19 protein-coding genes are annotated in these 21,837 nt (G+C 59.8%); 15 read left to right on the top strand and 4 right to left on the bottom strand.

Annotated features, from left to right (window positions below):
* Nucleotides 1-253: 253 nt before the first annotated feature.
* The 5 genes from gshA (at nucleotide 254) to tauD (ending at nucleotide 5,667) form a co-directional block, all read left to right on the top strand.
* Nucleotides 254-1,837, top strand: coding sequence for a glutamate--cysteine ligase (gene gshA / locus K0F88_RS00480; RefSeq protein WP_219093228.1), 1,584 nt, complete (start codon nucleotides 254-256; stop codon nucleotides 1,835-1,837).
* Nucleotides 1,838-2,140: 303 nt separating this feature from the next.
* The gene (gene tauA, locus K0F88_RS00475) at nucleotides 2,141-3,118 is read left to right on the top strand and encodes a taurine ABC transporter substrate-binding protein (protein ID WP_219093226.1); all 978 of its coding nucleotides are present in this window, start codon (nucleotides 2,141-2,143) and stop codon (nucleotides 3,116-3,118) included.
* Nucleotides 3,119-3,134: 16 nt separating this feature from the next.
* Complete coding sequence (tauB, locus tag K0F88_RS00470) at nucleotides 3,135-3,929, top strand: taurine ABC transporter ATP-binding subunit (protein ID WP_219093222.1); 795 nt, start codon at nucleotides 3,135-3,137, stop codon at nucleotides 3,927-3,929.
* Nucleotides 3,926-4,759 carry a taurine ABC transporter permease TauC gene (tauC, locus tag K0F88_RS00465; protein WP_219093221.1) on the top strand — a complete coding sequence of 278 codons (834 nt, stop codon included), beginning with the start codon at nucleotides 3,926-3,928 and terminating at the stop codon, nucleotides 4,757-4,759. The genes tauB and tauC overlap by 4 nt, the downstream gene beginning before the upstream one ends.
* A 65-nt stretch (nucleotides 4,760-4,824) precedes the next feature.
* Nucleotides 4,825-5,667, top strand: coding sequence for a taurine dioxygenase (gene tauD / locus K0F88_RS00460; RefSeq protein ID WP_219093218.1), 843 nt, complete (start codon nucleotides 4,825-4,827; stop codon nucleotides 5,665-5,667).
* A gap of 163 nt (nucleotides 5,668-5,830) precedes the next feature.
* On the opposite strand, the gene mgrA is transcribed toward tauD, so the two are convergent.
* Nucleotides 5,831-6,868, bottom strand: coding sequence for an L-glyceraldehyde 3-phosphate reductase (mgrA, locus tag K0F88_RS00455; protein WP_219093216.1), 1,038 nt, complete (start codon nucleotides 6,866-6,868; stop codon nucleotides 5,831-5,833).
* A gap of 179 nt (nucleotides 6,869-7,047) precedes the next feature.
* Nucleotides 7,048-7,938, bottom strand: coding sequence for a LysR family transcriptional regulator (locus K0F88_RS00450; protein WP_219093214.1), 891 nt, complete (start codon nucleotides 7,936-7,938; stop codon nucleotides 7,048-7,050).
* A 130-nt stretch (nucleotides 7,939-8,068) separates the two neighbouring features.
* Between K0F88_RS00450 and K0F88_RS00445 the strand changes: the two genes are divergently transcribed.
* Both K0F88_RS00445 and K0F88_RS00440 read left to right on the top strand, forming a co-directional pair.
* On the top strand, nucleotides 8,069-8,809 hold the full coding sequence (locus tag K0F88_RS00445) for an SDR family oxidoreductase (RefSeq protein WP_094469669.1): 741 nt from the start codon (nucleotides 8,069-8,071) through the stop codon (nucleotides 8,807-8,809).
* Between the two features lie 68 nt (nucleotides 8,810-8,877).
* Complete coding sequence (locus tag K0F88_RS00440) at nucleotides 8,878-9,138, top strand: hypothetical protein (protein ID WP_094469670.1); 261 nt, start codon at nucleotides 8,878-8,880, stop codon at nucleotides 9,136-9,138.
* A gap of 18 nt (nucleotides 9,139-9,156) precedes the next feature.
* On the opposite strand, the gene betT is transcribed toward K0F88_RS00440, so the two are convergent.
* Nucleotides 9,157-11,112, bottom strand: a complete 1,956-nt coding sequence (gene betT / locus K0F88_RS00435) for a choline transporter BetT (protein ID WP_219093848.1) — start codon at nucleotides 11,110-11,112, stop codon at nucleotides 9,157-9,159.
* A 537-nt stretch (nucleotides 11,113-11,649) separates the two neighbouring features.
* Nucleotides 11,650-12,576, bottom strand: a complete 927-nt coding sequence (gene epsC / locus K0F88_RS00430) for a serine O-acetyltransferase EpsC (protein WP_219093212.1) — start codon at nucleotides 12,574-12,576, stop codon at nucleotides 11,650-11,652.
* A 190-nt stretch (nucleotides 12,577-12,766) separates the two neighbouring features.
* Between epsC and K0F88_RS00425 the strand changes: the two genes are divergently transcribed.
* From K0F88_RS00425 to K0F88_RS00390, 8 genes are all read left to right on the top strand, one after another.
* Nucleotides 12,767-13,759, top strand: a complete 993-nt coding sequence (locus K0F88_RS00425; protein WP_219093210.1) for a D-cysteine desulfhydrase — start codon at nucleotides 12,767-12,769, stop codon at nucleotides 13,757-13,759.
* A 306-nt stretch (nucleotides 13,760-14,065) separates the two neighbouring features.
* Complete coding sequence (tcyJ, locus tag K0F88_RS00420; protein ID WP_219093208.1) at nucleotides 14,066-14,866, top strand: cystine ABC transporter substrate-binding protein; 801 nt, start codon at nucleotides 14,066-14,068, stop codon at nucleotides 14,864-14,866.
* Nucleotides 14,866-15,531 carry a cystine ABC transporter permease gene (gene tcyL / locus K0F88_RS00415; protein WP_010464804.1) on the top strand — a complete coding sequence of 222 codons (666 nt, stop codon included), beginning with the start codon at nucleotides 14,866-14,868 and terminating at the stop codon, nucleotides 15,529-15,531. Before tcyJ ends, tcyL begins: the two co-directional genes overlap by 1 nt.
* Before the next feature lie 4 nt (nucleotides 15,532-15,535).
* Entirely contained in the window at nucleotides 15,536-16,291 is a 756-nt protein-coding gene (gene tcyN / locus K0F88_RS00410; protein ID WP_219093206.1) for an L-cystine ABC transporter ATP-binding protein TcyN, read from the top strand.
* A 488-nt stretch (nucleotides 16,292-16,779) separates the two neighbouring features.
* On the top strand, nucleotides 16,780-17,544 hold the full coding sequence (locus tag K0F88_RS00405) for a hypothetical protein (RefSeq protein WP_094469677.1): 765 nt from the start codon (nucleotides 16,780-16,782) through the stop codon (nucleotides 17,542-17,544).
* Nucleotides 17,545-17,919: 375 nt separating this feature from the next.
* On the top strand, nucleotides 17,920-19,161 hold the full coding sequence (locus tag K0F88_RS00400) for an SfnB family sulfur acquisition oxidoreductase (protein ID WP_219093204.1): 1,242 nt from the start codon (nucleotides 17,920-17,922) through the stop codon (nucleotides 19,159-19,161).
* Nucleotides 19,162-19,184: 23 nt separating this feature from the next.
* Nucleotides 19,185-20,378 carry an SfnB family sulfur acquisition oxidoreductase gene (locus K0F88_RS00395; RefSeq protein WP_219093202.1) on the top strand — a complete coding sequence of 398 codons (1,194 nt, stop codon included), beginning with the start codon at nucleotides 19,185-19,187 and terminating at the stop codon, nucleotides 20,376-20,378.
* Nucleotides 20,378-21,736, top strand: coding sequence for an LLM class flavin-dependent oxidoreductase (locus tag K0F88_RS00390; protein ID WP_219093200.1), 1,359 nt, complete (start codon nucleotides 20,378-20,380; stop codon nucleotides 21,734-21,736). Before K0F88_RS00395 ends, K0F88_RS00390 begins: the two co-directional genes overlap by 1 nt.
* Nucleotides 21,737-21,837 lie beyond the last annotated feature (101 nt).

Genomic DNA, 21,837 nt, shown 5'->3' with positions numbered 1-21,837 from the left:
GAGTTAATTTCAGCGCTAGAAAACCTGTGGGAGCGAGCTTGCTCGCGATGAGGGCGTGTCAGTCAACATCTATGTCGTCTGATACACCGCCATCGCGAGCAAGCTCGCTCCCACAGGGATTGTGGCGACTTGGCTGACTGACATTAGTCTGAGCTGCTCAAAAACCAGGCGAAAACGCCAGTTTTAACTTCACCCTTGTAGACCGTCTTGCCCACCCCCATATTGGGGCGACTGACGCGTGAAGGAATCCAACTTGAGCGAACTTCTCAACCGCCGCCTGGCTCTGCTCGGCGAGCGCGCTAACCTCTCTCTGCTCGAACAGTGCCTTCACGGCATCGAACGTGAATGCCTGCGCGTGACCGGCGAAGGTCGCCTGGCGCAAACGCCGCACCCGGAAGAATTGGGTTCCGCGCTGACCAATGAACAAATCACCACCGACTATTCCGAGTCGCTGCTGGAGTTCATCACGCCTGCCCTGCCCGACCCGGCGGATACGCTGGCGAGCCTGGACAAGATCCACCGTTTTGCCTACAGCAAGCTCGGCAACGAGTTTCTGTGGAGTCCATCGATGCCGTGCCCGTTGCCGGCCGAGGAAGACATCCCGATCGCCTATTACGGCACGTCCAACATCGGTCAGCTCAAGTACGTCTACCGCAAGGGCCTGGCCCTGCGGTACGGCAAGACCATGCAGTGCATCGCCGGGATTCACTACAACTTTTCCCTGCCGGAAAAGCTCTGGCCACTGCTCAGAGAGACTGAAGGCTTTGTCGGCACCGACCGCGACTATCAGTCGTCGGCCTACATCGCGCTGATCCGCAACTTCCGCCGCTACAGCTGGCTGCTCATGTACCTGTTCGGCGCCTCCCCTGCGCTGGACGCCGGTTTCCTGCGCGGTCGTTCGCACCAGTTGGAACAACTGGACCCGGACACCTTGTACCTGCCATACGCCACCAGCCTGCGCATGAGTGACCTGGGTTACCAGAGCAACGCCCAGGCCGGCTTGACGCCGTGCTACAACGATCTGGTCAGCTACACCGACAGCCTGCGCAAAGCGGTCGCCACGCCGTATGCGCCGTATGTCGAAATCGGTACGCATCAGGACGGTGAGTGGGTTCAGCTCAACACCAACATCCTGCAGATCGAAAACGAGTACTACTCCAACATCCGCCCGAAGCGCGTGACGTACACCGGCGAACGGCCGATCCAGGCGCTGGTGGCCCGTGGCATTCAGTACGTCGAAGTGCGTTGCCTGGACATCAACCCGTTCCTGCCGATGGGCATCGACCTGCCAGAGTCGCGCTTCCTCGACGCATTCCTGCTGTATTGCGCGCTGAACGACAGCCCACTGCTGACCAATACTTCGTGCGGCAACGCGACCTCGAACTTCCTCAGCGTGGTCAAGGAAGGTCGTCGTCCGGGCCTGCAACTGCAGCGTGACGGTCAACCGGTCGACCTGAAGGAGTGGGCTGCCGAATTGTTGGAAAAAATAGCTCCGCTCGCAGCGCTGCTTGATCAAAGCCATGGCGGCGATGCCCACAGCAAAGCATTGGATGTGCAACTGGCCAAGGTCAAGGACTCGTCCCTGACGCCATCGGCCCAAGTGCTGGCGGCGATGGCCGAGCACAAGGAGAGCTTTGCCCAGTTCTCTCTGCGTCAGAGCCAGGTGCATGCGGAGTTTTTCCGTAGTGAGCCGTTGAATAGCGAAGATCAGGCGAAGTTTGAAGAACGCGCGCGCTCCTCGCTGGCTGAGCAAGTGGAGCTGGAGCAGAACGAAGTCGGCGATTTCGATGTGTTTGTCGGGTCGTATCAGGCGAGCATTCTGTCGATCAGCAACTAATCTGCCAATGCTCCCTCAAGTCACTGCAAATCATTGTGGCGAGGGAGCTTGCTCCCGCTCGGCTGCGAAGCAGCCGCAAAATCAGACAACCATGTTTAACCTTCAAAAATGCGATTGTCTGGATTGGCAGTCCTTCGGCCTCCAGCGGGAGCAAGCTCCCTCGCCACAAAAGCGATCCGCGACTATGCTCGCTTAGAATTTTCCGCTCATAAGCTCATTCGAAAAAGTTATTTATTTTCGAATTCTTAGATCATTTAGTCTCCTTTCACGCCGACTCTCGGTCGCCTGACAAGGAGCTTCTCAATGAAACTGAATTTCCCTCTTCGCCTCCTGGCGGCCGCGTCTCTGGCTGCGGCGAGTTTCTTTGCCCAGGCGGCTGACGTGACCGTCGCCTACCAGACCACCGTTGACCCGGCGAAAGTCGCCCAGGCCGACGGCGCTTACGAAAAAGCCACCAACGCCAAGATCGACTGGCGCAAATTCGACAACGGCGCCGACATCATCGCCGCCATCGCTTCCGGCGACGTGCAGATCGGCTACCTCGGTTCCAGCCCCCTGACGGCGGCGATCACCCGCAAAGTCCCGGTAGAAACCTTCCTCATCGCCACCCAGATCGGCGCCGCTGAAGCCCTGGTCGCCCGCGACGGTTCCGGGATCAAAACCCCGCAGGACCTGATCGGCAAAAAAATCGCCGTGCCGTTCGTTTCCACCGGCCATTACAGCCTGCTCGCCGCGCTGAAACACTGGAACATCGACCCGTCGAAAGTCACCGTGCTCAACCTCGCTCCGCCAGCCATCATTGCCGCGTGGAAACGCGGTGACATCGACGCCACTTACGTGTGGGATCCAGCCCTCGGTGTGGCCAAGGAAAACGGCAAAGTGCTGATCACTTCCGGCGAACTGGCCAAGTTCGGCGCGCCGACCTTCGATGCCTGGATTGTGCGTAAAGACTTCGCAGAGAAGCACCCGGAGATCGTCACGGCGTTCGCCAAAGTGACCCTGGACGCCTACGCCGATTACCGAAAAGACCCGAAAGCCTGGCTGGCCAATCAAAGCAACGTCGACAAACTGGTGAAACTCTCCGGCGCCAAGGCCAGCGACATTCCGTTGCTGCTGCAAGGCAACGTCTTCCCGCTGGCGGCTGACCAGGTGATCACCCTCGGCGCGCCGACCACCAAGGCCATCACCGACACCGCCGCCTTCCTCAAGGAACAAGGCAAGGTCGAGGCTGTGCTGCCGGACTACGCCCCTTACGTCAGCGCCAAGTACATCACCAACTGATCGGGAGTTAACCGCAATGGCTTTGCTACAGCTGGAGCGCATCTGCGCACAGTACCCCGGCAGCCCGGAACCGGTACTGGCGGATATTTCCCTAAGCCTGGGCCCCCAGCAGTTGCTGGTTGCCCTCGGCCCGTCCGGCAGTGGCAAGACTTCGCTGTTGAACCTGATTGCCGGTTTCGTCGAGCCCAGTGCCGGGCGCATCACCCTTGACGGCGTGCCGGTCAAAGGCCCGAGCGCCGAACGCGGCGTGGTGTTCCAGGACGACGCCCTGCTGCCTTGGCAGGACGTGTTGGCCAACGTCGGTTTCGGCCTGGAGCTGGCCGGCATTGCGCGGGAAAAACGTGAACTGCGCGCTCGGGAAATGCTCGCACTGGTGGATCTTTCAGGCTTCGAAAGTCGCCGCATCTGGCAGCTCTCGGGCGGCCAGAAACAGCGTGTCGGCCTGGCCCGCGCGCTGGCCGCCGACCCACGCGTTTTGCTGATGGACGAACCCTTCGGCGCTCTCGACGCCTTCACCCGCGAACAGATGCAGGAGCTGCTGCTGCAAGTCTGGCAGCGCACCGCCAAACCGGTATTCCTGATTACCCACGACATCGAAGAAGCGGTGTTCCTCGCCACGGACTTGATTCTGCTGGCGCCGAACCCGGGGCAAATCGTCGAGCGCCTGAGCCTGGATTTCGGTCAACGGTATGCGGCCGGGGAGTCGGCTCGTTCGATCAAGTCCGACCCGCGCTTCATCGAAACTCGCGAACACGTACTCGCCAAAGTGTTCTCCCAACGCAGCACCGCCCAGCGGCAGGAGCGCGCATGAGCAGCTATCAAATTCCCGCCGTTGCGGTGAAACCAGGTTCGACGGTCATTCCTGTACGCCGCAGTTTGAGTACGCGCTGGATCAGCGTGCTGACGCTGGTGGCGCTCGTTGTCATTTGGTGGGCCGTTACCGCCACCGGAATGATCGAACCGCTGTTCCTGCCGCCACCCTCCGCCGTCCTGCAAAAAGGCTGGCTGTTGGTGACCACTGGCTACATGGATTCAACGTTGTGGCAGCACTTGGGCGCGAGTCTCAGCCGTATCGGTCTGGGCCTCGGTTTCGCAGTGCTGACCGCCGTGCCCGTCGGCATCGCCATCGGCCACAACCGCATCGCGCGCGGCATTCTCGATCCGTTGATCGAGTTCTACCGCCCTATTCCACCGCTGGCTTATCTGCCGCTGATCGTGATCTGGTGCGGCATCGGTGAGTTGTCGAAAGTCTTGCTGATCTACCTGGCGATTTTTGCCCCGATCGCCATCGCCACCGCGACGGGCGTGCGCACCGTCGACCCGGCCAAGCTGCGTGCCGCGCAGTCGCTGGGCGCGACCCGGGCGCAGTTGATTCGCCATGTGATTCTGCCGAGCGCGTTGCCGGATATTTTGACTGGCGTGCGCATCGGTTTGGGCGTGGGTTGGTCGACGCTGGTTGCCGCCGAACTGATCGCGGCCACCAGCGGTTTGGGTTTTATGGTGCAGTCGGCCGCGCAATTCCTGGTCACCGATGTGGTGGTGCTGGGGATTCTGGTCATCGCACTGATCGCCTTCGCCATGGAAATGGGCCTGCGCGCCCTGCAACGCAAACTGGTGCCGTGGCACGGCCAGGCCCACTAAATAACCCTGTGGGAGCGAGCTTGCTTCCACAAAGAGCTCAGCGCTCTGGATTGAAGAGAATCACCATGAGTAACCTGACCATCGTCCCCCTCAGCTCTGCCCTCGGCGCGCAAATCAGCGGCATCGACGTCAGCCAACCGCTGCATCAGGAACAACGCGATGCCATCGAGCAAGCGCTGCTCAAGCATCAAGTGCTGTTCTTCCGCGACCAGCCGATCACGCCACAACAGCAGGCGCGATTCGCTGCGAATTTTGGCGATCTGCACATCCATCCGATCTACCCGAATGTGCCGGAGCAACCGGAGGTGCTGATCCTCGACACCGCCGTCACCGACGTGCGCGACAACGCAATCTGGCACACCGACGTGACCTTCCTGCCCACCCCGGCCATGGGCGCGGTGCTGAGCGCCAAGCTGCTGCCGGAATTTGGTGGCGACACGCTGTGGGCCAGTGGCATTGCGGCGTATGAAGCGTTGTCCGCGCCGATGAAAAGTTTGCTCGAAGGCCTGACGGCCACTCACGATTTCACCCGCTCGTTCCCCCTGGAACGTTATGGCAACACGCCTGAAGCACTGGCCCAGTGGGAAGAAGCACGCAGAAAGAATCCGCCGCTGTCGCACCCGGTGATCCGCACACACCCGGTGAGCGGGCGCCGCTCGTTGTTCCTCAATGAAGGCTTCACGTCGAAGATCAACGAGCTGTCGGACACCGAGAGCGAAGCGATTTTGAAGTTTCTGTTTGCTCACGCAACGCGGCCCGAATTTACGATTCGCTGGCGTTGGCAGAAGGATGACGTGGCGTTCTGGGATAACCGCGTGACACAGCATTACGCCGTGGATGATTACCGGCCGGCGCGGCGGGTGATGCAGCGGGCGACGGTGTTGGGGGATGTGCCGTTTTTTCGGTGAGCCCTGAGTTCTTTACTGCCTGTTCTGGCCCCATCGCGAGCAAGCTCGCTCCCACAGTGGATCTGTGTTGAGCAAGATTCTGCGGCCAACCCATAACCCTGTGGGAGCGAGCTTGCTCGCGATGGCGATCCAACAGGCGCCAGAAGATGTAGCGCCGGAACACTTACTCAGCCGTCGAAGGCTTCTTCCAAAGATTGATCCCGCCTTCCTGGGCAAACCGATCAATCTCCGCCAGTTCTTCCGCGCTAAAGCTCAAATTCTTCAACGCTCCGACGTTCTCGATAATCTGCTCCGGCCGGCTCGCACCGATCAACGCCGAGGTCACACGCGGATCGCGCAGCGTCCACGCCAACGCCAGTTGCGCCAGGCTCTGACCGCGACGCTTGGCGATTTCGTTGAGCCCGCGCACGTGGGCGATGTTGGCTTCGGACAAATGAGATTCCTGCAACGAACCACCGCCCGGACGATTGACCCGCGCATCCTTCGGAATGCCATTGAGGTATTTATCGGTCAACAGGCCCTGCGCCAATGGCGTGAACGCAATCACGCCGGTGCCGAGTTCGTCGGTGACCTCCAGCAGATCCTTTTCAACCCAACGATTGAGCAGGTTGTAGGCCGGCTGGTGAATCAGCAACGGTACTTTCCACTCTTTCAGCAGCGCCGCCATTTCGCGGGTTTTCACCCCGGAATACGACGAGATGCCAATGTACAGCGCCTTGCCCTGCTGTACGGCGGTGGCCAGCGCACTGGCGGTTTCTTCCAGCGGCGTGTCCGGGTCGAAGCGGTGGGAATAAAAGATGTCCACGTAATCCAGGCCCAGGCGTTGCAGGCTCTGGTCGAGGCTGGCCAGCACGTATTTGCGCGAACCGCCGCCCTGGCCATAAGGGCCGGGCCACATGTCCCAACCGGCTTTGCTCGAAATGATCAACTCGTCGCGGTACTGCTTGAAGTCTTCACGCAGCAAACGGCCGAAGTTGATCTCGGCGCTGCCATATGGCGGGCCATAGTTGTTGGCCAGGTCGAAGTGGTTGATGCCCAGGTCGAAGGCGGTGCGCAACAGCGAGCGCTGAGTGTCGATCGGCGTGCTGTCACCGAAGTTGTGCCACAGTCCCAGGGAGAGCGCCGGCAGCACCAGACCGCTGCGGCCTACGCGGCGGTAAGGGATAGCGTCATAGCGGTTTTCGGCAGCGGTGTAAGTCATCGAATCCTCTCTTGTCTGTCTTGAACTTGATATCGACTGCTTCGCAAGTTGCCCAGCATACGCCCAGACAAACGCCGATAAACCTCCGACTCGAGAAAATGCTGAAACGTTTCACAAGTTTCATCTTGATGATCGTTCCCACGCTCTGCGTGGGAACGATCAAGAGCAGCGAAGCGAGGTCAAACAGCCCCCGCAAACACCTCCCCTAACCAATCCACAAACACCCGAACCCGTGGCGACATGTGTCGGTTGTGGGGGTACAACACCGACACCGGCATCGGCGGGGGGGGCGTGTCGATGAGGACTTCTCGCACCAGGCCTTGGGCAATCTGCGCTTCCATTCGGTAATGCGGACACTGGATCAGGCCGAGCCCGGCAATCGCCGACGCCGCGTAGATTTCCGCGCCGAACACTGAGACCGCGCCTTCGATAGCGACTTCTTTCAGCTCACCATCGACCATGAATTCGAAGGGGAACAACTTGGCGGTGGTGCGCGAGACGTAGTTCACTGCGCGATGGTGTCTCAGGTCTTCCAGGCTTTGCGGTTCGCCGTATTTGCGCAGGTAGGCGGGGCTGGCGCAGGTGATCTGGCGCAGGTTGGCGATGCGTTTTCCGATCAGCGCCGAATCACTTAAGGTGCCGGCGCGCAGCACGCAGTCAACGCCTTCGGCAATCAAGTCGACAAAGCGGTCGGCCTCGCTGATGGACAATTCGATGTCCGGGTAACGCTCCATGAATTGTGGCAATGCCGGGATCACAAAATGCCTGGCCAGGGTGCCGTGCAGGTCAACGCGCAAGCGGCCTTTGGGTGCGCAGCCGCGAAACGCCAGTTCGGCCTCTTCCAGTTCCGCCAACAGTTGCACACAACGCAGGTAGTAGGCCTCGCCATCCAGTGTCGGGCGCACCTTACGCGTGCTGCGTTCGAGCAAACGCGTACCGAGCCACGCTTCGAATTGATTCAACGTATGGGTCAATGTCGCCCGCGGCAGGTTCAGGTCTTCGGCGGCCAGCGTGAAGCTGCTGCGCTCGTAGATCCGCACGAAGACCTTCATCGCTTTGACTTGATCCACGACATGGCTCCTGAAGCTTGATTGTTGGCGATTATTGAACAGTCAAGGCAACTCTCGTGCATTTATCGGCCTGAGTAAACATGTGAATCTGGCTCCACACCCAACAAACACCTTCAAAGGAATCACCGCCATGACTACTCAAACTTCAAAAGTTGCCATCGTGACCGGCGCCTCCCGCGGCATCGGCGCGGTGATCGCCAAACAACTGGCCAGCGAAGGTTTTGCCGTCGCCATCAATTACGCCAGCAGCGCCACCGAAGCCTCAAAACTGGTTGTTGAATTGCGCCAGGCCGGCCATCAAGCCATAGCGATCAAGGCCGACGTGGCCAATGCCGACGACATGCGCCGGATGTTCGACGAAACCGAAGCGCAGTTGGGCAAGGTCGATGTGCTGATCAATAACGCCGGCATTCTCAAAGTGATGCCGCTGGCGCAACACACGGATGAACTGTTCGACCAGACCTTCAACATCCATGCGCGCGGCACCTTCAACACCATGCGCGAAGCGGCCACGCGTTTGAATAACGGCGGGCGGATCGTCAACTTCTCCAGCAGCACCGTCGGCCTCAACCTGCCAGGCTACGCGGTGTACATCGCCAGCAAAGCGGCCGTGGAATCCCTGACCCAGGTATTCGCCAAAGAAATGCGCGGGCGCAACATCACCGTCAACGCAGTCGCCCCCGGACCGGTGGCGACCGAATTGTTTTTGCACGGCAAGAGCGAAGAGCAGATCCAGAACTTCGCCAAGATGCCGCCGCTGGAGCGTCTCGGTCAGCCGGAGGACATTGCTCGCGTGGTGTCGTTTCTGGTTGGGCCGGATTCGGCGTGGGTCAATGGGCAGATTCTGCGGGCTAATGGTGGATTGGTTTAAGCTGGTTTGCAGGCTTGCCCGCGAAGGCGGTCTTGAGGGCAGCACACATCTAAAGGACGGAATGCATCATGCACACCACGATCATCATCACCTTCGGCCTGATCCTGCTGGCGCTGATGCTGTTCATCGGCGACAAAATCGGCTTCAGCCGCGAGACCCTGGCCTACAGTTTTGTGGTCCTGTGGCTGGCCCTGACGCTGATCAACGGCGCGGTCGGCATGGTCAATGCCGGCCAGCCGTTGAGCACGGAACTGGTCGTTGGCAGCGCCGTGTTCGGTGTACCGGTGGCGGCGCTGGTGCTGTTCATGGTCCTGAGCACTGAACCATGAGCACCACCGCCCTGGCGATCAACGCACCAGATGCAAGAACTGCAAATGCCGTTCGTACTGATCGAGGATGTCGTTGATGATCTGCTCCTTGGTGTAACCCACCAGATCGTAGTCCTGACTGCCCTCGCTCAAATGCACTTCGGCCCGGTAATAACGACGGTTGTTGAGTTCCTTGGAACCCATGCCACCACGAGCGAACGACGGCGTGAAGTAGCCACGCATCTGCACCTGATAGATAAACGGATGCTCCTCGCCGTGACCGATCTCCAGGCTGACGTTATCGTTGGCTGGGTCCGGCTGAGTGACCACGTTCAACCCTTTCTCGACGAACACAGCGCTCACCTCTTCGATCGCCGGGCGCACCGTCGTATCAAGGAAGCGGTACACCTCATCGCGAGACGGGAAATGCACAGCCTGAGTCAAACGTTGACGCCAGCCACCACGCCTTGACCCGGACACCGGCGCCAGGGAGTGCAGTTGCGCGATCTGCTTCTGCGACTCCAGATAGAACGCCTTGTGCAGCCCCCACATCATCAGTAGCAAGATCATCGAGAACGGCAACGAGGTCAGCACCACCGCTGATTTCAACGCATCGATACTGCCAGAGAACAGCAGCGCACTGGTCACCAGCGCCGTCATCGCGCCCCAGAACACCCGCAGCCATTTCGGCCCGTCTTCATCCGGGTTGCCGCCCTTGGCGGAGAGCGTCGACAGCACCACGGTGCCGGAGTCAGCCGAGGTGACGAAGAACACGAAGCTGATGAACACCGTCACCGCAATGACGGTTTTGCTCCACGGATAGGTTTCCAGCAGCAGGTAGAGGGTCATCGACGGGTTATCGATGGCCGACATGCCGAGGGCGCTCATACCGTGGTTCATGACCTGGTCGATGGCGCTGTTGCCGAAGATCGACATCCACGCCAGGGTGAAACCGAGCGGAATCAGCAACACGCCGAAGACGAATTCGCGGATGGTCCGGCCACGGGAAATCCGGGCGATGAACAGGCCCACGAACGGCGACCACGCGATCCACCAAGCCCAATAGAACACGGTCCAGCCACCCAGCCAGTCGCTGGGTTTGTCGTAGGCGTACAGGTCGAAACTCTTCATCGGCAAGGCGCCGAGGTAGTCGCCGATGTTCTGGATCAGGGTGTTGAGCAAGTGCTGGGTAGGACCGGCGAACAGCACGAACAGCAACAGCGCACAGGCCAGCAGCATGTTGATGTCGGACATCACCCGCACGCCTTTATCGACGCCGGACACCGCGACGATGATCGCCGCGCCCATCATCAACGTGATCAGGCCGACCTGGATCCACTGGGTGTGAGCGATGCCGAACAGGTAGTCCAGGCCCGAGTTGAGGTGCAACACGCCAAAGCCCATGTCGGCACCGAGGCCGAACACCGTGGCGATGATGCCGAAGCCGTCCACGGCGTAACCGATCGGGCCGTTGATGCGCTTGCCAATCAGCGGATAGAGCGCCGAACGCAAGGCCAGCGGCAGGTTGTGGCGGTAGGCGAAGTAGGCCAGCGCCATGCCGACAAAGGCGAACACGCCCCAGCCATGCAGGCCCCAGTGCAGAAACAGAATCTGCATCGCCTGACGCGCCGCATCCGCCGTGCCGGCCTCGCCTTGCGGTGGTTGGGCCAAGTGAGTGAGCGGTTCGGACACGCAAAAGAAGAACAGCGTGATGCTGATCCCGGCGGCGAACAGCATGCCGGCCCAGGACAGGTAACTGAATTCGGGCTCGTCGTGGTCGGCACCGAGCTTGATCTTGCCGTAGCCGGACAAGGCGGTGACCACCACGAAGACCAGATACAGCGTCATCGCGAGCATGTAATACCAGCCGACCGTATTGGCCGCCCAGTTTTGCGCTTCCAGCAGCCAGGCGCCGGCCTGTTCAGGCATGGCAATGACGACGATGCCGAACAGCAGAATGAAGGTCGCCGCGAAATAAAACACCGGCGGATTCATGCGGACCTGGCCGCTTGGAGGGACGGACGATGCACTCATGAAAGGCGCACCTCGAGGGGGTGAAACAGGGCAATCAGTAACGGACTCGGCAAGGCAAGCCTCCTGTTGTGAACGGGCAGCAAACCGGCGGTTTAACTTGAATGAGCGTTCAAGTTAAACATGAATAGGGTGCTAAGGACTAATCGCAGGGCTCGGCGGTTCCCTGTGGCGAGGGAGCTTGCTCCCGTTGTGCCGCGCAGCGGCACCCGGTTTTTTGCAAAATTACGGCGGCTTCGCACCCGAGCGGGAGCAAGCTCCCTCGCCACAAAATCTTGTGCCTTTACGCTAGTTCAAGGATGAGTATGACGGGGGATTTGGAGGATTCGTTCAGCGGGAAATTAGCTAGATGCGAGTATTACGGTTCGGCTTTAAACCCATCGCGAGCAAGCCCGCTCCCACAGGTTTTGTGTTGAACGGAAATTTTGCGACCGACACAAAACCTGTGGGAGCGTGGCTTGCCCGCGATGGCGTCAGCAAGACCACTAGAAATTCAGGGATTTACTTCTGCGTCCCATCATCATGCTGCAAGTTCGCCTGCGTCAGGTTGCACCCCGGTGGCACGCTACGGGTCAGCCAGACGTTGCCGCCAATGGTCGAGCCCTTGCCGATGGTGATCCGCCCCAAAATCGTCGCGCCGGCATAGATCACCACATCATCCTCAACGATCGGATGCCGCGGATGGCCCTTCTGCAACTGGCCGTCCTCATCCGACGGGAAGCGCTTGGCGCCCAGGGTCACGGCCTGATAAATCCGCACACGCTCACCAATGATCGCCGTCTCGCCGATCACCACACCGGTCCCGTGATCGATGAAGAAGCTACGACCGATCTGTGCGCCCGGATGGATGTCGATACCGGTGGCCGAGTGGGCGATTTCTGCGCTGATCCGTGCCAGCAGCGGCAGCCCCGCGCGGTACAAATGGTGCGCCAGACGATGGTGGATCACCGCCAGAATCCCGGGATAGCACAGCAGCACTTCATCGACGCTGCGGGCCGCCGGGTCGCCGTGATAGGCCGCCAGCACATCGGTGTCCAGCAAGCTACGCAGCCCCGGCAACGCGAGGGCAAAGTCTTGAATGATCGCAATGGTCTTGGCCTCGACTTCAGTGTCGGCCTCGGCGCTGTGGCGCGCGGCGTAACGCAGTTCGAGTCGCGCCTGGGCCAGCAACGCATTCAACGCGACGTCCAGCGTGTGGCCGACGTAGAAGTCTTCACTCTCCTCACGCAAATCCACCGGCCCCAGACGCATCGGAAACAAGGCACCGCACAGCGCTTCAAGAATTTCTGCCATGGCGGCCCGGGAAGGTAACTCGCGACCGCCCTGCTCGCCGCTGGCGCGGCCGTTTTGTGCGCGCCACTGGTCACGCGCAGTACGCAGTTGACTGACGATGGTCTGCAATTGCCAATGGCTGGAACGCTCGCTCACGGTAAAAACTCCTCACGGGCGGCCGGACTGTCTGGCCGCGTTGTCGGCGATTACTTTACGGCAAGGGCTGGAAGCCGAATTAAGAACCAATTGTGCTGTGTTCCGCACGTTTGGATATAAGCGATTGGCGGTTGCCCATGCATATAGGCGTGCCTATAGTCCTGACATCTCCCTTGGCCAGTACGGACCCATGATCAAACAACAGCTTGCCCGCTTTAACCGCCTCGACCTCCTCGGCCACCCTACCGCACTTGAAAAACTCGAACGGCTGTCGACCTGGCTCGGCCGTGATGTGTACGTCAAACGCGATGACCTGACACCGCTGGCAATGGGCGGCAACAAGCTGCGCAAACTCGAATACCTGGCGGCCGATGCCTTGGCCCAGGGCGCCGACACATTGATTACCGCTGGCGCGCTTCAGTCCAACCACGTGCGCCAGACTGCCGCCATTGCAGCCAGGCTTGGCCTGGGCTGCGTCGCGCTACTGGAAAACCCGTTGGGCACCGACGACGCCAACTACCTGGGCAACGGCAATCGGCTGCTGCTCGACCTGTTCGATGCCAAGGTCGAACTGGTGGAAAACCTCGACAACGCCGACGAACAACTGCAGGCCTTGGCCGACCGTCTGCGCAACAACGGCAAGAAGCCGTATCTGGTGCCGATTGGCGGTTCCAATGCGCTGGGCGCTTTGGGTTATGTGCGCGCCGGGCTGGAACTGGCCGAACAGATCAAGGACACCGGTCTGCAATTCGCCGCCGTGGTCCTGGCCTCGGGCAGTGCCGGGACCCACAGTGGTCTGGCGCTGGCACTGAGTGAAGTACTGCCGGATTTGCCAGTGATTGGTGTCACGGTTTCCCGTAGCGATGAAGATCAGCGCCCGAAAGTCCAGGGCCTGGCCGAGCGCACTGCCGAGTTGCTGGGCGTGAGCCTGCCGGCGAGTTTCAAGGTCGAGTTGTGGGACGAATATTTTGGCCCGCGCTATGGCGAACCGAATGCCGGAACGCTGGCGGCGGTTAAGCTGGTGGCAAGTCAGGAAGGGTTGTTGCTGGATCCGGTTTACACCGGCAAGGCGATGGCCGGATTGCTCGATGGCATCGGTCGTCAGCGCTTCAACGACGGCCCGATCATCTTCCTGCACACGGGCGGGGCGCCGGCGTTGTTTGCCTATAAAGACTTCCTGTAGTGATCGTTCCCACGCTCTGCGTGGGAATGCAGCCCGGGACGCTCTGCGTCCCATTGGAACGCGGAGCGTCCCTTGAGGCATTCCCACGCAGAGCGTGGGAACAATCTCGCTGACATATTCGAATAAAGAATAACAAACTCAATATTTATTATTTTCCTATCTAAAAGCGCCATCATATAGTCACGCCGCAGGCGAATTTGCAGCGAGACGCATACGCTGCTTTAGGGCAGGATATTGCAGTCGTCCAAATCCCGATTTTGCCAACATTCCTAAAAGCGTCTTCATAAGAAAACACAGGGGCTTGTCATGAATTTTTCCGCACTACGTCGAAATCTGCTGGTCGGTTCGCTGGGCCTGGCGCTGAGCGCCGGTCTGCTGGGGCAAGCGGTTGCCGGTGAGCAGCTGCAAAAAATCAAGGACGCAGGCGTGATCAACGTCGGCCTGGAAGGCACCTACCCACCGTTCAGCTTCGTCGACGCCGACGGCAAACTGGCCGGTTTCGAAGTCGAGTTCTCCGAAGCCCTGGCCAAAGAACTGGGCGTGAAGGTCAAACTGCAACCGACCAAATGGGACGGCATCCTCGCGGCGCTGGAATCCAAGCGTCTGGACGCAGTAATCAACCAGGTGACCATCTCCGAAGAGCGCAAGAAGAAGTATGACTTCTCCGAGCCGTACACCGTTTCCGGGATTCAGGCGCTGGTGCTGACCAAGAAGGCCGCGGAGCTGAACATCAAGACTGCCGCCGATCTGGCCGGCAAAAAAGTCGGCGTAGGCCTGGGCACCAACTACGAGCAATGGCTCAAAGACAATCAGCCTAAAGCCATTATCAAGACCTATGACGATGATCCGACCAAGTTCCAGGACCTGCGCGTCGGCCGCATCGACGCCATTCTGATCGACCGTCTGGCCGCGCTGGAATACGCCAAGAAAGCCAAGGACACCACCGCCGCCGGCGAAGCGTTCTCCCGTCAGGAAGCCGGTATTGCCCTGCGCAAAGGCGAGCCTGAGTTGCTGGCGGCGGTGAACAAAGCCATCGACAAGCTGCGTGCCGACGGTACGCTGAAAAAGCTTTCGGAAAAATACTTCAGCGCTGACGTCACTCAATAATGGAAGAAGCTTTCCAACTTGCACTGGACTCCCTGCCTTTCCTGCTCAAGGGGGCCTACTACACGGTCATCTTGAGCCTGGGCGGGATGTTCTTTGGCCTCATGCTGGGTTTCGGCCTGGCACTGATGCGCCTGTCGCGCTTCAAGCTGGTGAGCTGGATCGCCCGCATCTACGTGTCGTTCTTTCGCGGCACGCCGTTGCTGGTGCAACTGTTCGTGATCTATTACGGCTTGCCGCAATTGGGCATGGAACTCGATCCGCTGCCGGCAGCCCTGATCGGCTTCTCGCTGAACATGGCCGCTTACGCCTGTGAAATCCTGCGTTCCGCGATCAGCTCCATCGAACGCGGTCAGTGGGAAGCTGCCGCCAGCATCGGCATGACCCGTGCGCAGACCCTGCGCCGGGCCATCATCCCGCAAGCGATGCGTACCGCATTGCCGCCGCTGGGCAACAGCTTCATTTCGCTGGTCAAGGACACCGCGCTGGCCGCCACGATCCAGGTGCCGGAGCTGTTCCGCCAGGCGCAGCTGATCACAGCACGCACCTTCGAAGTGTTCACCATGTACCTTGCCGCCGCGCTGATCTACTGGATTCTGGCCACGGTGCTCTCGCACCTGCAGAACAAGTTGGAAGAGCGGGTCAATCGGCATGACCAGGAGTCCTGACCCAATGATTGTCGTGGAAAAACTGACAAAGCAGTTCAAGGGTCAAGTGGTGCTCAACGGCATCGATCTGGAAGTGAAGGAAGGTGAGGTGGTGGCGATCATCGGGCCTAGCGGCTCGGGTAAAACCACGTTCCTGCGTTGCCTGAATTTTCTGGAAGAACCTACCAGCGGCCGGATCAAGGTCGGTGACATCGAGATCGATGGCAGCCGCCCGTTGAATCAGCAGCAGAGCCTGGTGCGGCGCTTGCGTCAGCACGTCGGCTTCGTGTTCCAGAACTTCAACCTGTTCCCCCATCGCACCGCCCTGGAAAACGTCATCGAAGGCCCGATCATCGTGAAGAAGATCCCGCACGCCGACGCCGTTGCCCTGGGTAAAAAGCTGTTGGCCAGGGTTGGCCTGGCGGGCAAGGAAGACGCTTACCCGCGACGCCTTTCCGGTGGTCAGCAACAGCGTGTGGCGATTGCCCGTGCGCTGGCGATGGAGCCGGAAGTGATCCTGTTCGATGAACCCACCTCAGCGCTCGATCCGGAGCTGGTGGGTGAAGTGCTGGCGACCATCCGCAGCCTGGCCGAAGAGAAGCGCACCATGGTGATCGTCACCCACGAAATGGGCTTTGCCCGGGACGTGGCCAACCGTGTGGTGTTTTTCGACAAGGGTGTGATCGTCGAGCAAGGCGAAGCCAAAGCGTTGTTTGCCAACCCGAAAGAAGAACGGACTAAGCAGTTCCTCAGCAAGTTCCTGAATAACGCCCACCATTAACATCGCTTCACTGCTTGTTAACTTCCATGGATGGAAGTGACAACTCCCCCACCCCCACATCGTTCAACACTCTCTTTTCGTTCACTCGAACAATAGATCAGTTTTTACAACTGCATGCGGTACATATATATGTCCTGCAACAGATTCAACGCGCCTAAAATCCGCCAAATCCAGTGCCCTCGATGAGCACACGTTCGCCGCCACCCACCCTTGAAAATCGACAAATACGCGGCGAAATTCGACGGAGCAGTGCGGCTTATTAACTTCAATGCGTAGGATTTTTCTGAATAACGCTGAATGCACTACTTAACTAGCCAGTTCTATTGACACCCATTCAAGCTCACTCTTATCTAGTCTCCAGCAGGCGTCAGCCATCGTTCAAAATCATTATTTAAACTTGCAAATAGTGAACAACTTTGTTGCTCGGTAATACACGCCTTTTGATTTTTCAGAAACGGACTTCGCTGCAAGGCTTCAAGGAGAAACCCATGACAAGCACCTCGAATAAATCCGGACTTGCGGCCCCTACCCTGGCGCAATCCCACAAGACCGGCATCAATGTCACTTCGGCGGCCCACCTGCTGATCGATGTGGCGCCCTACCCCGGCATGGACGAAGGCGACCTGATCGAACTGTTCTGGGACAACTGCTACGTCGCTTCCCGCGTCCTCATGGCCGACGATGTCGGCGAAGTCGTCAGCCTGCGTGTACCGCAAAGCTTCATTGCCAATGGCTCCTCCTGCATTCACTACCGCATCATGCAGGTCGGACAAGGGCCGGCGCTGTCGCTCGCCACACGGGTACAGATCAAGCTCGATTGCCCGGGCGGTCAGCCACTCACGCTGTGCGGTCATGAAAACGAGCACCTGGCGCCAGTGGGCATCCCCGAAACCATTCGCCGTCAGGGGGTCAATCCGAACCAGATCAAACGCGGCGTACCGTTGACCATCGAGCCTTACCTGAACATGGCCGTCGACGATGAAATCACCCTGCGCTGGGGGGATGTGCGCATGGACCTGCCGCCGCTCAAGGCTGATGGAGTGGGTAAGCCGATTCAAGTCTGGGTGCCGCCGGCGATCATCCTCGAAGCGGGCGAAGACCTTCGGCTGGAAGTGACTTACTGCATCCTCGATCGCGTGGGCAACAACTCCGGCTGGGCACCGCCGCGCAGGTTGAAGATCGGTTGCGCCAATCCCTACCTGAAGGCCCGGCCCAAAGAGATGCTCATGGCCGCCGAACCGCGCAAGAAGTGAAAACACCGCCGTCCCACTGTGGGAGCGGGCTTGCTCGCGAAGAGGTCATGTCAGTCGCCATCAATGTTGCCTGACACACCGCCTTCGCGAGCAAGCCCGCTCCCACAGGGCGTTTCCAGCGGCTACGAGGCAAGTGTTGCTGCATAAACATGTGTTGCGCTACGAACAGACACCCTTCTATGCATATTCCTAAAAGTTAGTTTATTAATTATTTATACGCGTTTAGGGTATATAAACCGGACCACCGGACATTCTTGTTTTTATTTCGCCGCAACCATCGCGGCGACCCATGAGATGTGAGGTAGGTATGGTCCGGAACACAATCACCCCAGTGCAGATCGCCAGGGCATTGCGTGCAGCCAAGGAGCGGCACTGATGTCCAGTCTGGCAGATGCAATCGTTCAGAGTGATCTGGACATCGCCCCCCTGTTGTTGCCCGCGCAGGTCTTGCGCAACGACGCACAAGCCATCAAGGCCGCCCATGAGCTGGCGCAAGTCGCCCGCCTGCAAGCGGCCAAACGTGACCGGCAGCGCAAGTTGCCATGGTCGGAAATCGAACAGTTCACCCGCAGCGGATTGGGCAGCATTGCCATCCCGCGCGAGTACGGTGGCCCACAAGTTTCGTTTTTCACCCTGGCCGAAGTTTTCGCGATCATTTCCGCGGCAGACCCGGCACTGGGACAGATCCCGCAGAACCAGTTCGGCATCCTGAACCTGGTACTCGGCAGCGCCACCGAGGCGCAGAAAAAACAGCTGTTCAAAAGCGTGCTCGAAGGCTGGCGCATCGGCAATGCCGGGCCCGAACGCGGTACCAAAAATACCCTGGAACTCAAAGCGCGGATCACCGCTGACGGGGATGGTTTTGTCATCAGCGGGCAGAAGTTTTACTCCACCGGCGCACTGTTCGCCCATTGGGTGGCGGTCAAGGCGCTGAACGACGACGGCAAGCAAGTGCTCGCCTTCGTCCGTCGCGGCACACCGGGCCTGCGCATCGTGGATGACTGGTCAGGCTTCGGCCAGCGCACCACCGCCAGCGGCACCATTTTGCTCAACAACGTGCGGGTCGACGCCGAGCTGGTGGTGGATAACTGGAAGATCAACGACAGCCCGAACATCCAGGGTGCCGTGTCGCAATTGATTCAAGCCGCCATCGACGCCGGCATCGCCCGGGGTGCCATCGACGACGCCATCGAGTTCGTGAAAACTCGCTCCCGGCCATGGATCGACGCCAAGGTCGAACGGGCCAGCGACGACCTTTACGTCATCGCCGATATTGGCAAGTTGAAAATCGAACTGCACGCCGCCGAAGCGCTGCTGCGCAAGGCCGGGCAAGTGCTCGATCAGGTCAGCGCCGCGCCACTCACTGCCGAGTCCGCCGCGCGCGCTTCGATTGCCGTCGCTGAAGCGAAAGTGCTGACCACCGAAATCTCGCTGCTCGCCAGCGAAAAGCTCTTCGAACTGGCCGGCAGCCGCGCGACCCTCGCCGAATTCAACCTCGACCGCCATTGGCGCAACGCCCGTGTGCACACGCTGCACGACCCGGTGCGCTGGAAATATCACGCCGTCGGCAGCTATCACCTGAACGGCACGCTGCCGGCGCGCCACTCCTGGATTTAACGACCAGATCTCTGGAGAAACACATGACTCTTTCTCACCACGTCGCGGTCATCACCAGCGATGAGCAAGCCCTGATCGTCGCCACCGATCTGGCCGAAGATTTCAAACGCGACAGCGCCCTGCGCGACCGCGAACGTCGCCTGCCGCACCCGGAGCTGGAAGTGTTTTCCCGCTCGGGTCTTTGGGGCATCAGCGTGCCCAAGGAGTACGGCGGCGCGGGCGTTTCCAACGTGACCCTGGCCAAAGTGATCGCACTGATTGCCCAGGCTGACGGCTCGCTCGGACAGATCCCGCAGAACCATTTCTACGCCCTCGAAGTGCTGCGCGTGAACGGCAGCGAAGAGCAGAAAAAGCGCCTGTACGCCGAAGTGCTCGCCGGCCAGCGCTTCGGCAATGCCTTGGCGGAACTGGGCACCAAAACCGCCCATGACCGCGTCACCAGCCTGACCCGCGACGGTGACGGATATCGCATCAACGGTCGCAAGTTCTACGCGACCGGCGCGATCTATGCGCAACGCATTCCGACGTCGGTAGTGGATGAAAACGGCGTGCAGCAACTGGCGTTCGTCCCCCACAACAGCAAAGGCCTGACCGTCATCGACGACTGGAGTGGTTTTGGCCAGCGCACCACCGGCAGCGGTTCGGTGGTGTTCGAAGACGTCTACGTCGCAGCCGAAGACGTCATCCCGTTTCAAAGTGCGTTCGAGCGCCCGACCACCGTTGGCCCGCTGGCACAGATTCTTCACGCCGCCATCGACACCGGCATCGCCCGCGCCGCTTATGAAGATGCCCTGCACTTCGTGCGTACCAAAACCCGGCCGTGGATCGACGCCACCCATGAAAAAGCCACTGACGACCCGCTGACCCTCAAGAGTTTCGGCCACCTGAGCATTCGCCTGCACGCCGCCGAAGCCTTGCTGGAACGCTCCGGCGAATTCCTCGACAAAGCTCAGGCCGACACCAACGCCGAGACCGTCGCCGCCGCGTCGATTGCCGTTGCCGAAGCCCGCGCCATCAGCACCGAAATCTCCCTCGCTGCCGGCAGTACGCTGTTTGAACTGGCCGGCAGCCAGGCGACGCTGATCGAACACGGCCTCGATCGCCACTGGCGCAACGCCCGGGTGCACACGCTGCACGACCCGGTGCGCTGGAAGTATCACGCCGTCGGCAACTACTACCTCAACGATGAAAACCCTCCGCTGCGAGGGACCATCTGATGGCCGAGGCGAAAAAGAAGATCCTGCTCAACGCGTTCAACATGAACTGCATCGGGCACATCAACCACGGCCTGTGGACGCATCCACGGGACACCTCCACCCAGTACAAAACCATTGAATACTGGACCGAGCTGGCGCAGTTACTGGAGCGCGGGTTGTTCGACGGCCTGTTCATCGCCGATATCGTCGGCGTCTACGACGTCTACCAGAACTCGGTCGACGTGCCGCTGAAAGAGTCGATCCAGTTGCCGGTCAACGACCCGCTGCTGCTGGTTTCGGCCATGGCGGCGGTGACGAAAAACCTCGGCTTCGGCCTCACTGCCAACCTGACTTACGAACCGCCGTACCTGTTCGCCCGCCGCATGTCGACGCTCGATCACCTGAGTCGCGGCCGGGTCGGCTGGAACATCGTCACCGGTTACCTCGACAGCGCCGCCAAAGCCATGGGCTTGAGCGAACAGGTGGAACACGACCGCCGTTACGACCAGGCCGATGAATACCTCCAAGTGCTCTACAAACTCTGGGAAGGCAGCTGGGAAAACGGTGCGGTGCTCAACGATCCGCAGCAACGGATCTACGCCCAACCGGAAAAAGTGCACAAGGTCGAGCACAAGGGCGAGTTCTATCAGGTCGAGGGTTATCACCTCTGCGAGCCGTCGCCGCAGCGCACGCCGGTGCTGTTCCAGGCCGGCAGTTCCGATCGCGGTTTGCTGTTTGCCGGACGTCATGCCGAGTGCGTGTTCATCAGCGGGCAGAACAAACCGTCGACCAAGGTCCAGGTGGACAAGGTTCGCGCTAGCGCTGTTGAGGCCGGGCGCAATCCCGAGGACATCAAAGTGTTCATGGGCTTGAACGTAATTGTCGGCGCCACTGAAGAACTGGCCTGGGCCAAGCACGCCGAGTACCTGAGCTACGCCAGCGCCGAGGCCGGTGTCGCGCATTTTTCGGCGTCGACCGGGATCGACTTCTCCGAGTACGAGATCGACGAACCGATCCAGTACGTGAAGAGCAACGCCATCCAGTCAGCGACCAAAAACCTGCAGAACAACGACTGGACCCGGCGCAAATTGCTCGAGCAACACGCCCTCGGCGGCCGCTACATCACGGTGGTCGGTTCGCCTGAGCAAGTGGCGGACGAACTCGAATCGTGGATCGCCGAAACCGGGCTCGATGGCTTCAACCTGACACGGATTGTCACGCCGGAAAGCTATGTGGATTTCATTGAGCTGGTGATTCCGGAGTTGCAGCGGCGTGGGTCGTACAAGACCGCTTATGACGACGGCAGCCTGCGGGAAAAGCTGTTTCACGGCGAGGCGCATTTGCCTGAGCAACATACGGGCTCGGCGTTTCGCCGCTAAAAGCATCGCCAGCAAGCCGGCTCCTACAAGGACAACGCATTCCCCTGTAGGAGCCGGCTTGCTGGCGATGAGGCCCTGACAAACACTCCAAATTTATGCCC

It is taken from the genome of Pseudomonas sp. UMAB-40, from assembly GCF_900095275.1.
GTDB lineage: Bacteria > Pseudomonadota > Gammaproteobacteria > Pseudomonadales > Pseudomonadaceae > Aquipseudomonas > Aquipseudomonas mandelii_B.
The sequence above is the reverse complement of the archived record's forward strand: the minus strand, read 5'-3'. Positions and strand labels throughout refer to the sequence as shown.

Excerpts from the sequence above, each read along its gene's own strand:
- tauA (WP_219093226.1), top strand. The coding sequence starts at position 2,141 with ATGAAACTGAATTTCCCTCTTCGCCTCCTGGCGGCCGCGTCTCTGGCT.
- tauB (WP_219093222.1), top strand. The coding sequence starts at position 3,135 with ATGGCTTTGCTACAGCTGGAGCGCATCTGCGCACAGTACCCCGGCAGC.
- tauC (WP_219093221.1), top strand. The coding sequence starts at position 3,926 with ATGAGCAGCTATCAAATTCCCGCCGTTGCGGTGAAACCAGGTTCGACG.
- tauD (WP_219093218.1), top strand. The coding sequence starts at position 4,825 with ATGAGTAACCTGACCATCGTCCCCCTCAGCTCTGCCCTCGGCGCGCAA.
- mgrA (WP_219093216.1), bottom strand. The coding sequence starts at position 6,868 with ATGACTTACACCGCTGCCGAAAACCGCTATGACGCTATCCCTTACCGC.
- K0F88_RS00445 (WP_094469669.1), top strand. The coding sequence starts at position 8,069 with ATGACTACTCAAACTTCAAAAGTTGCCATCGTGACCGGCGCCTCCCGC.
- K0F88_RS00440 (WP_094469670.1), top strand. The coding sequence starts at position 8,878 with ATGCACACCACGATCATCATCACCTTCGGCCTGATCCTGCTGGCGCTG.
- betT (WP_219093848.1), bottom strand. The coding sequence starts at position 11,112 with ATGAATCCGCCGGTGTTTTATTTCGCGGCGACCTTCATTCTGCTGTTC.
- K0F88_RS00425 (WP_219093210.1), top strand. The coding sequence starts at position 12,767 with ATGATCAAACAACAGCTTGCCCGCTTTAACCGCCTCGACCTCCTCGGC.
- tcyJ (WP_219093208.1), top strand. The coding sequence starts at position 14,066 with ATGAATTTTTCCGCACTACGTCGAAATCTGCTGGTCGGTTCGCTGGGC.
- tcyL (WP_010464804.1), top strand. The coding sequence starts at position 14,866 with ATGGAAGAAGCTTTCCAACTTGCACTGGACTCCCTGCCTTTCCTGCTC.
- tcyN (WP_219093206.1), top strand. The coding sequence starts at position 15,536 with ATGATTGTCGTGGAAAAACTGACAAAGCAGTTCAAGGGTCAAGTGGTG.
- K0F88_RS00405 (WP_094469677.1), top strand. The coding sequence starts at position 16,780 with ATGACAAGCACCTCGAATAAATCCGGACTTGCGGCCCCTACCCTGGCG.
- K0F88_RS00400 (WP_219093204.1), top strand. The coding sequence starts at position 17,920 with ATGTCCAGTCTGGCAGATGCAATCGTTCAGAGTGATCTGGACATCGCC.
- K0F88_RS00395 (WP_219093202.1), top strand. The coding sequence starts at position 19,185 with ATGACTCTTTCTCACCACGTCGCGGTCATCACCAGCGATGAGCAAGCC.
- K0F88_RS00390 (WP_219093200.1), top strand. The coding sequence starts at position 20,378 with ATGGCCGAGGCGAAAAAGAAGATCCTGCTCAACGCGTTCAACATGAAC.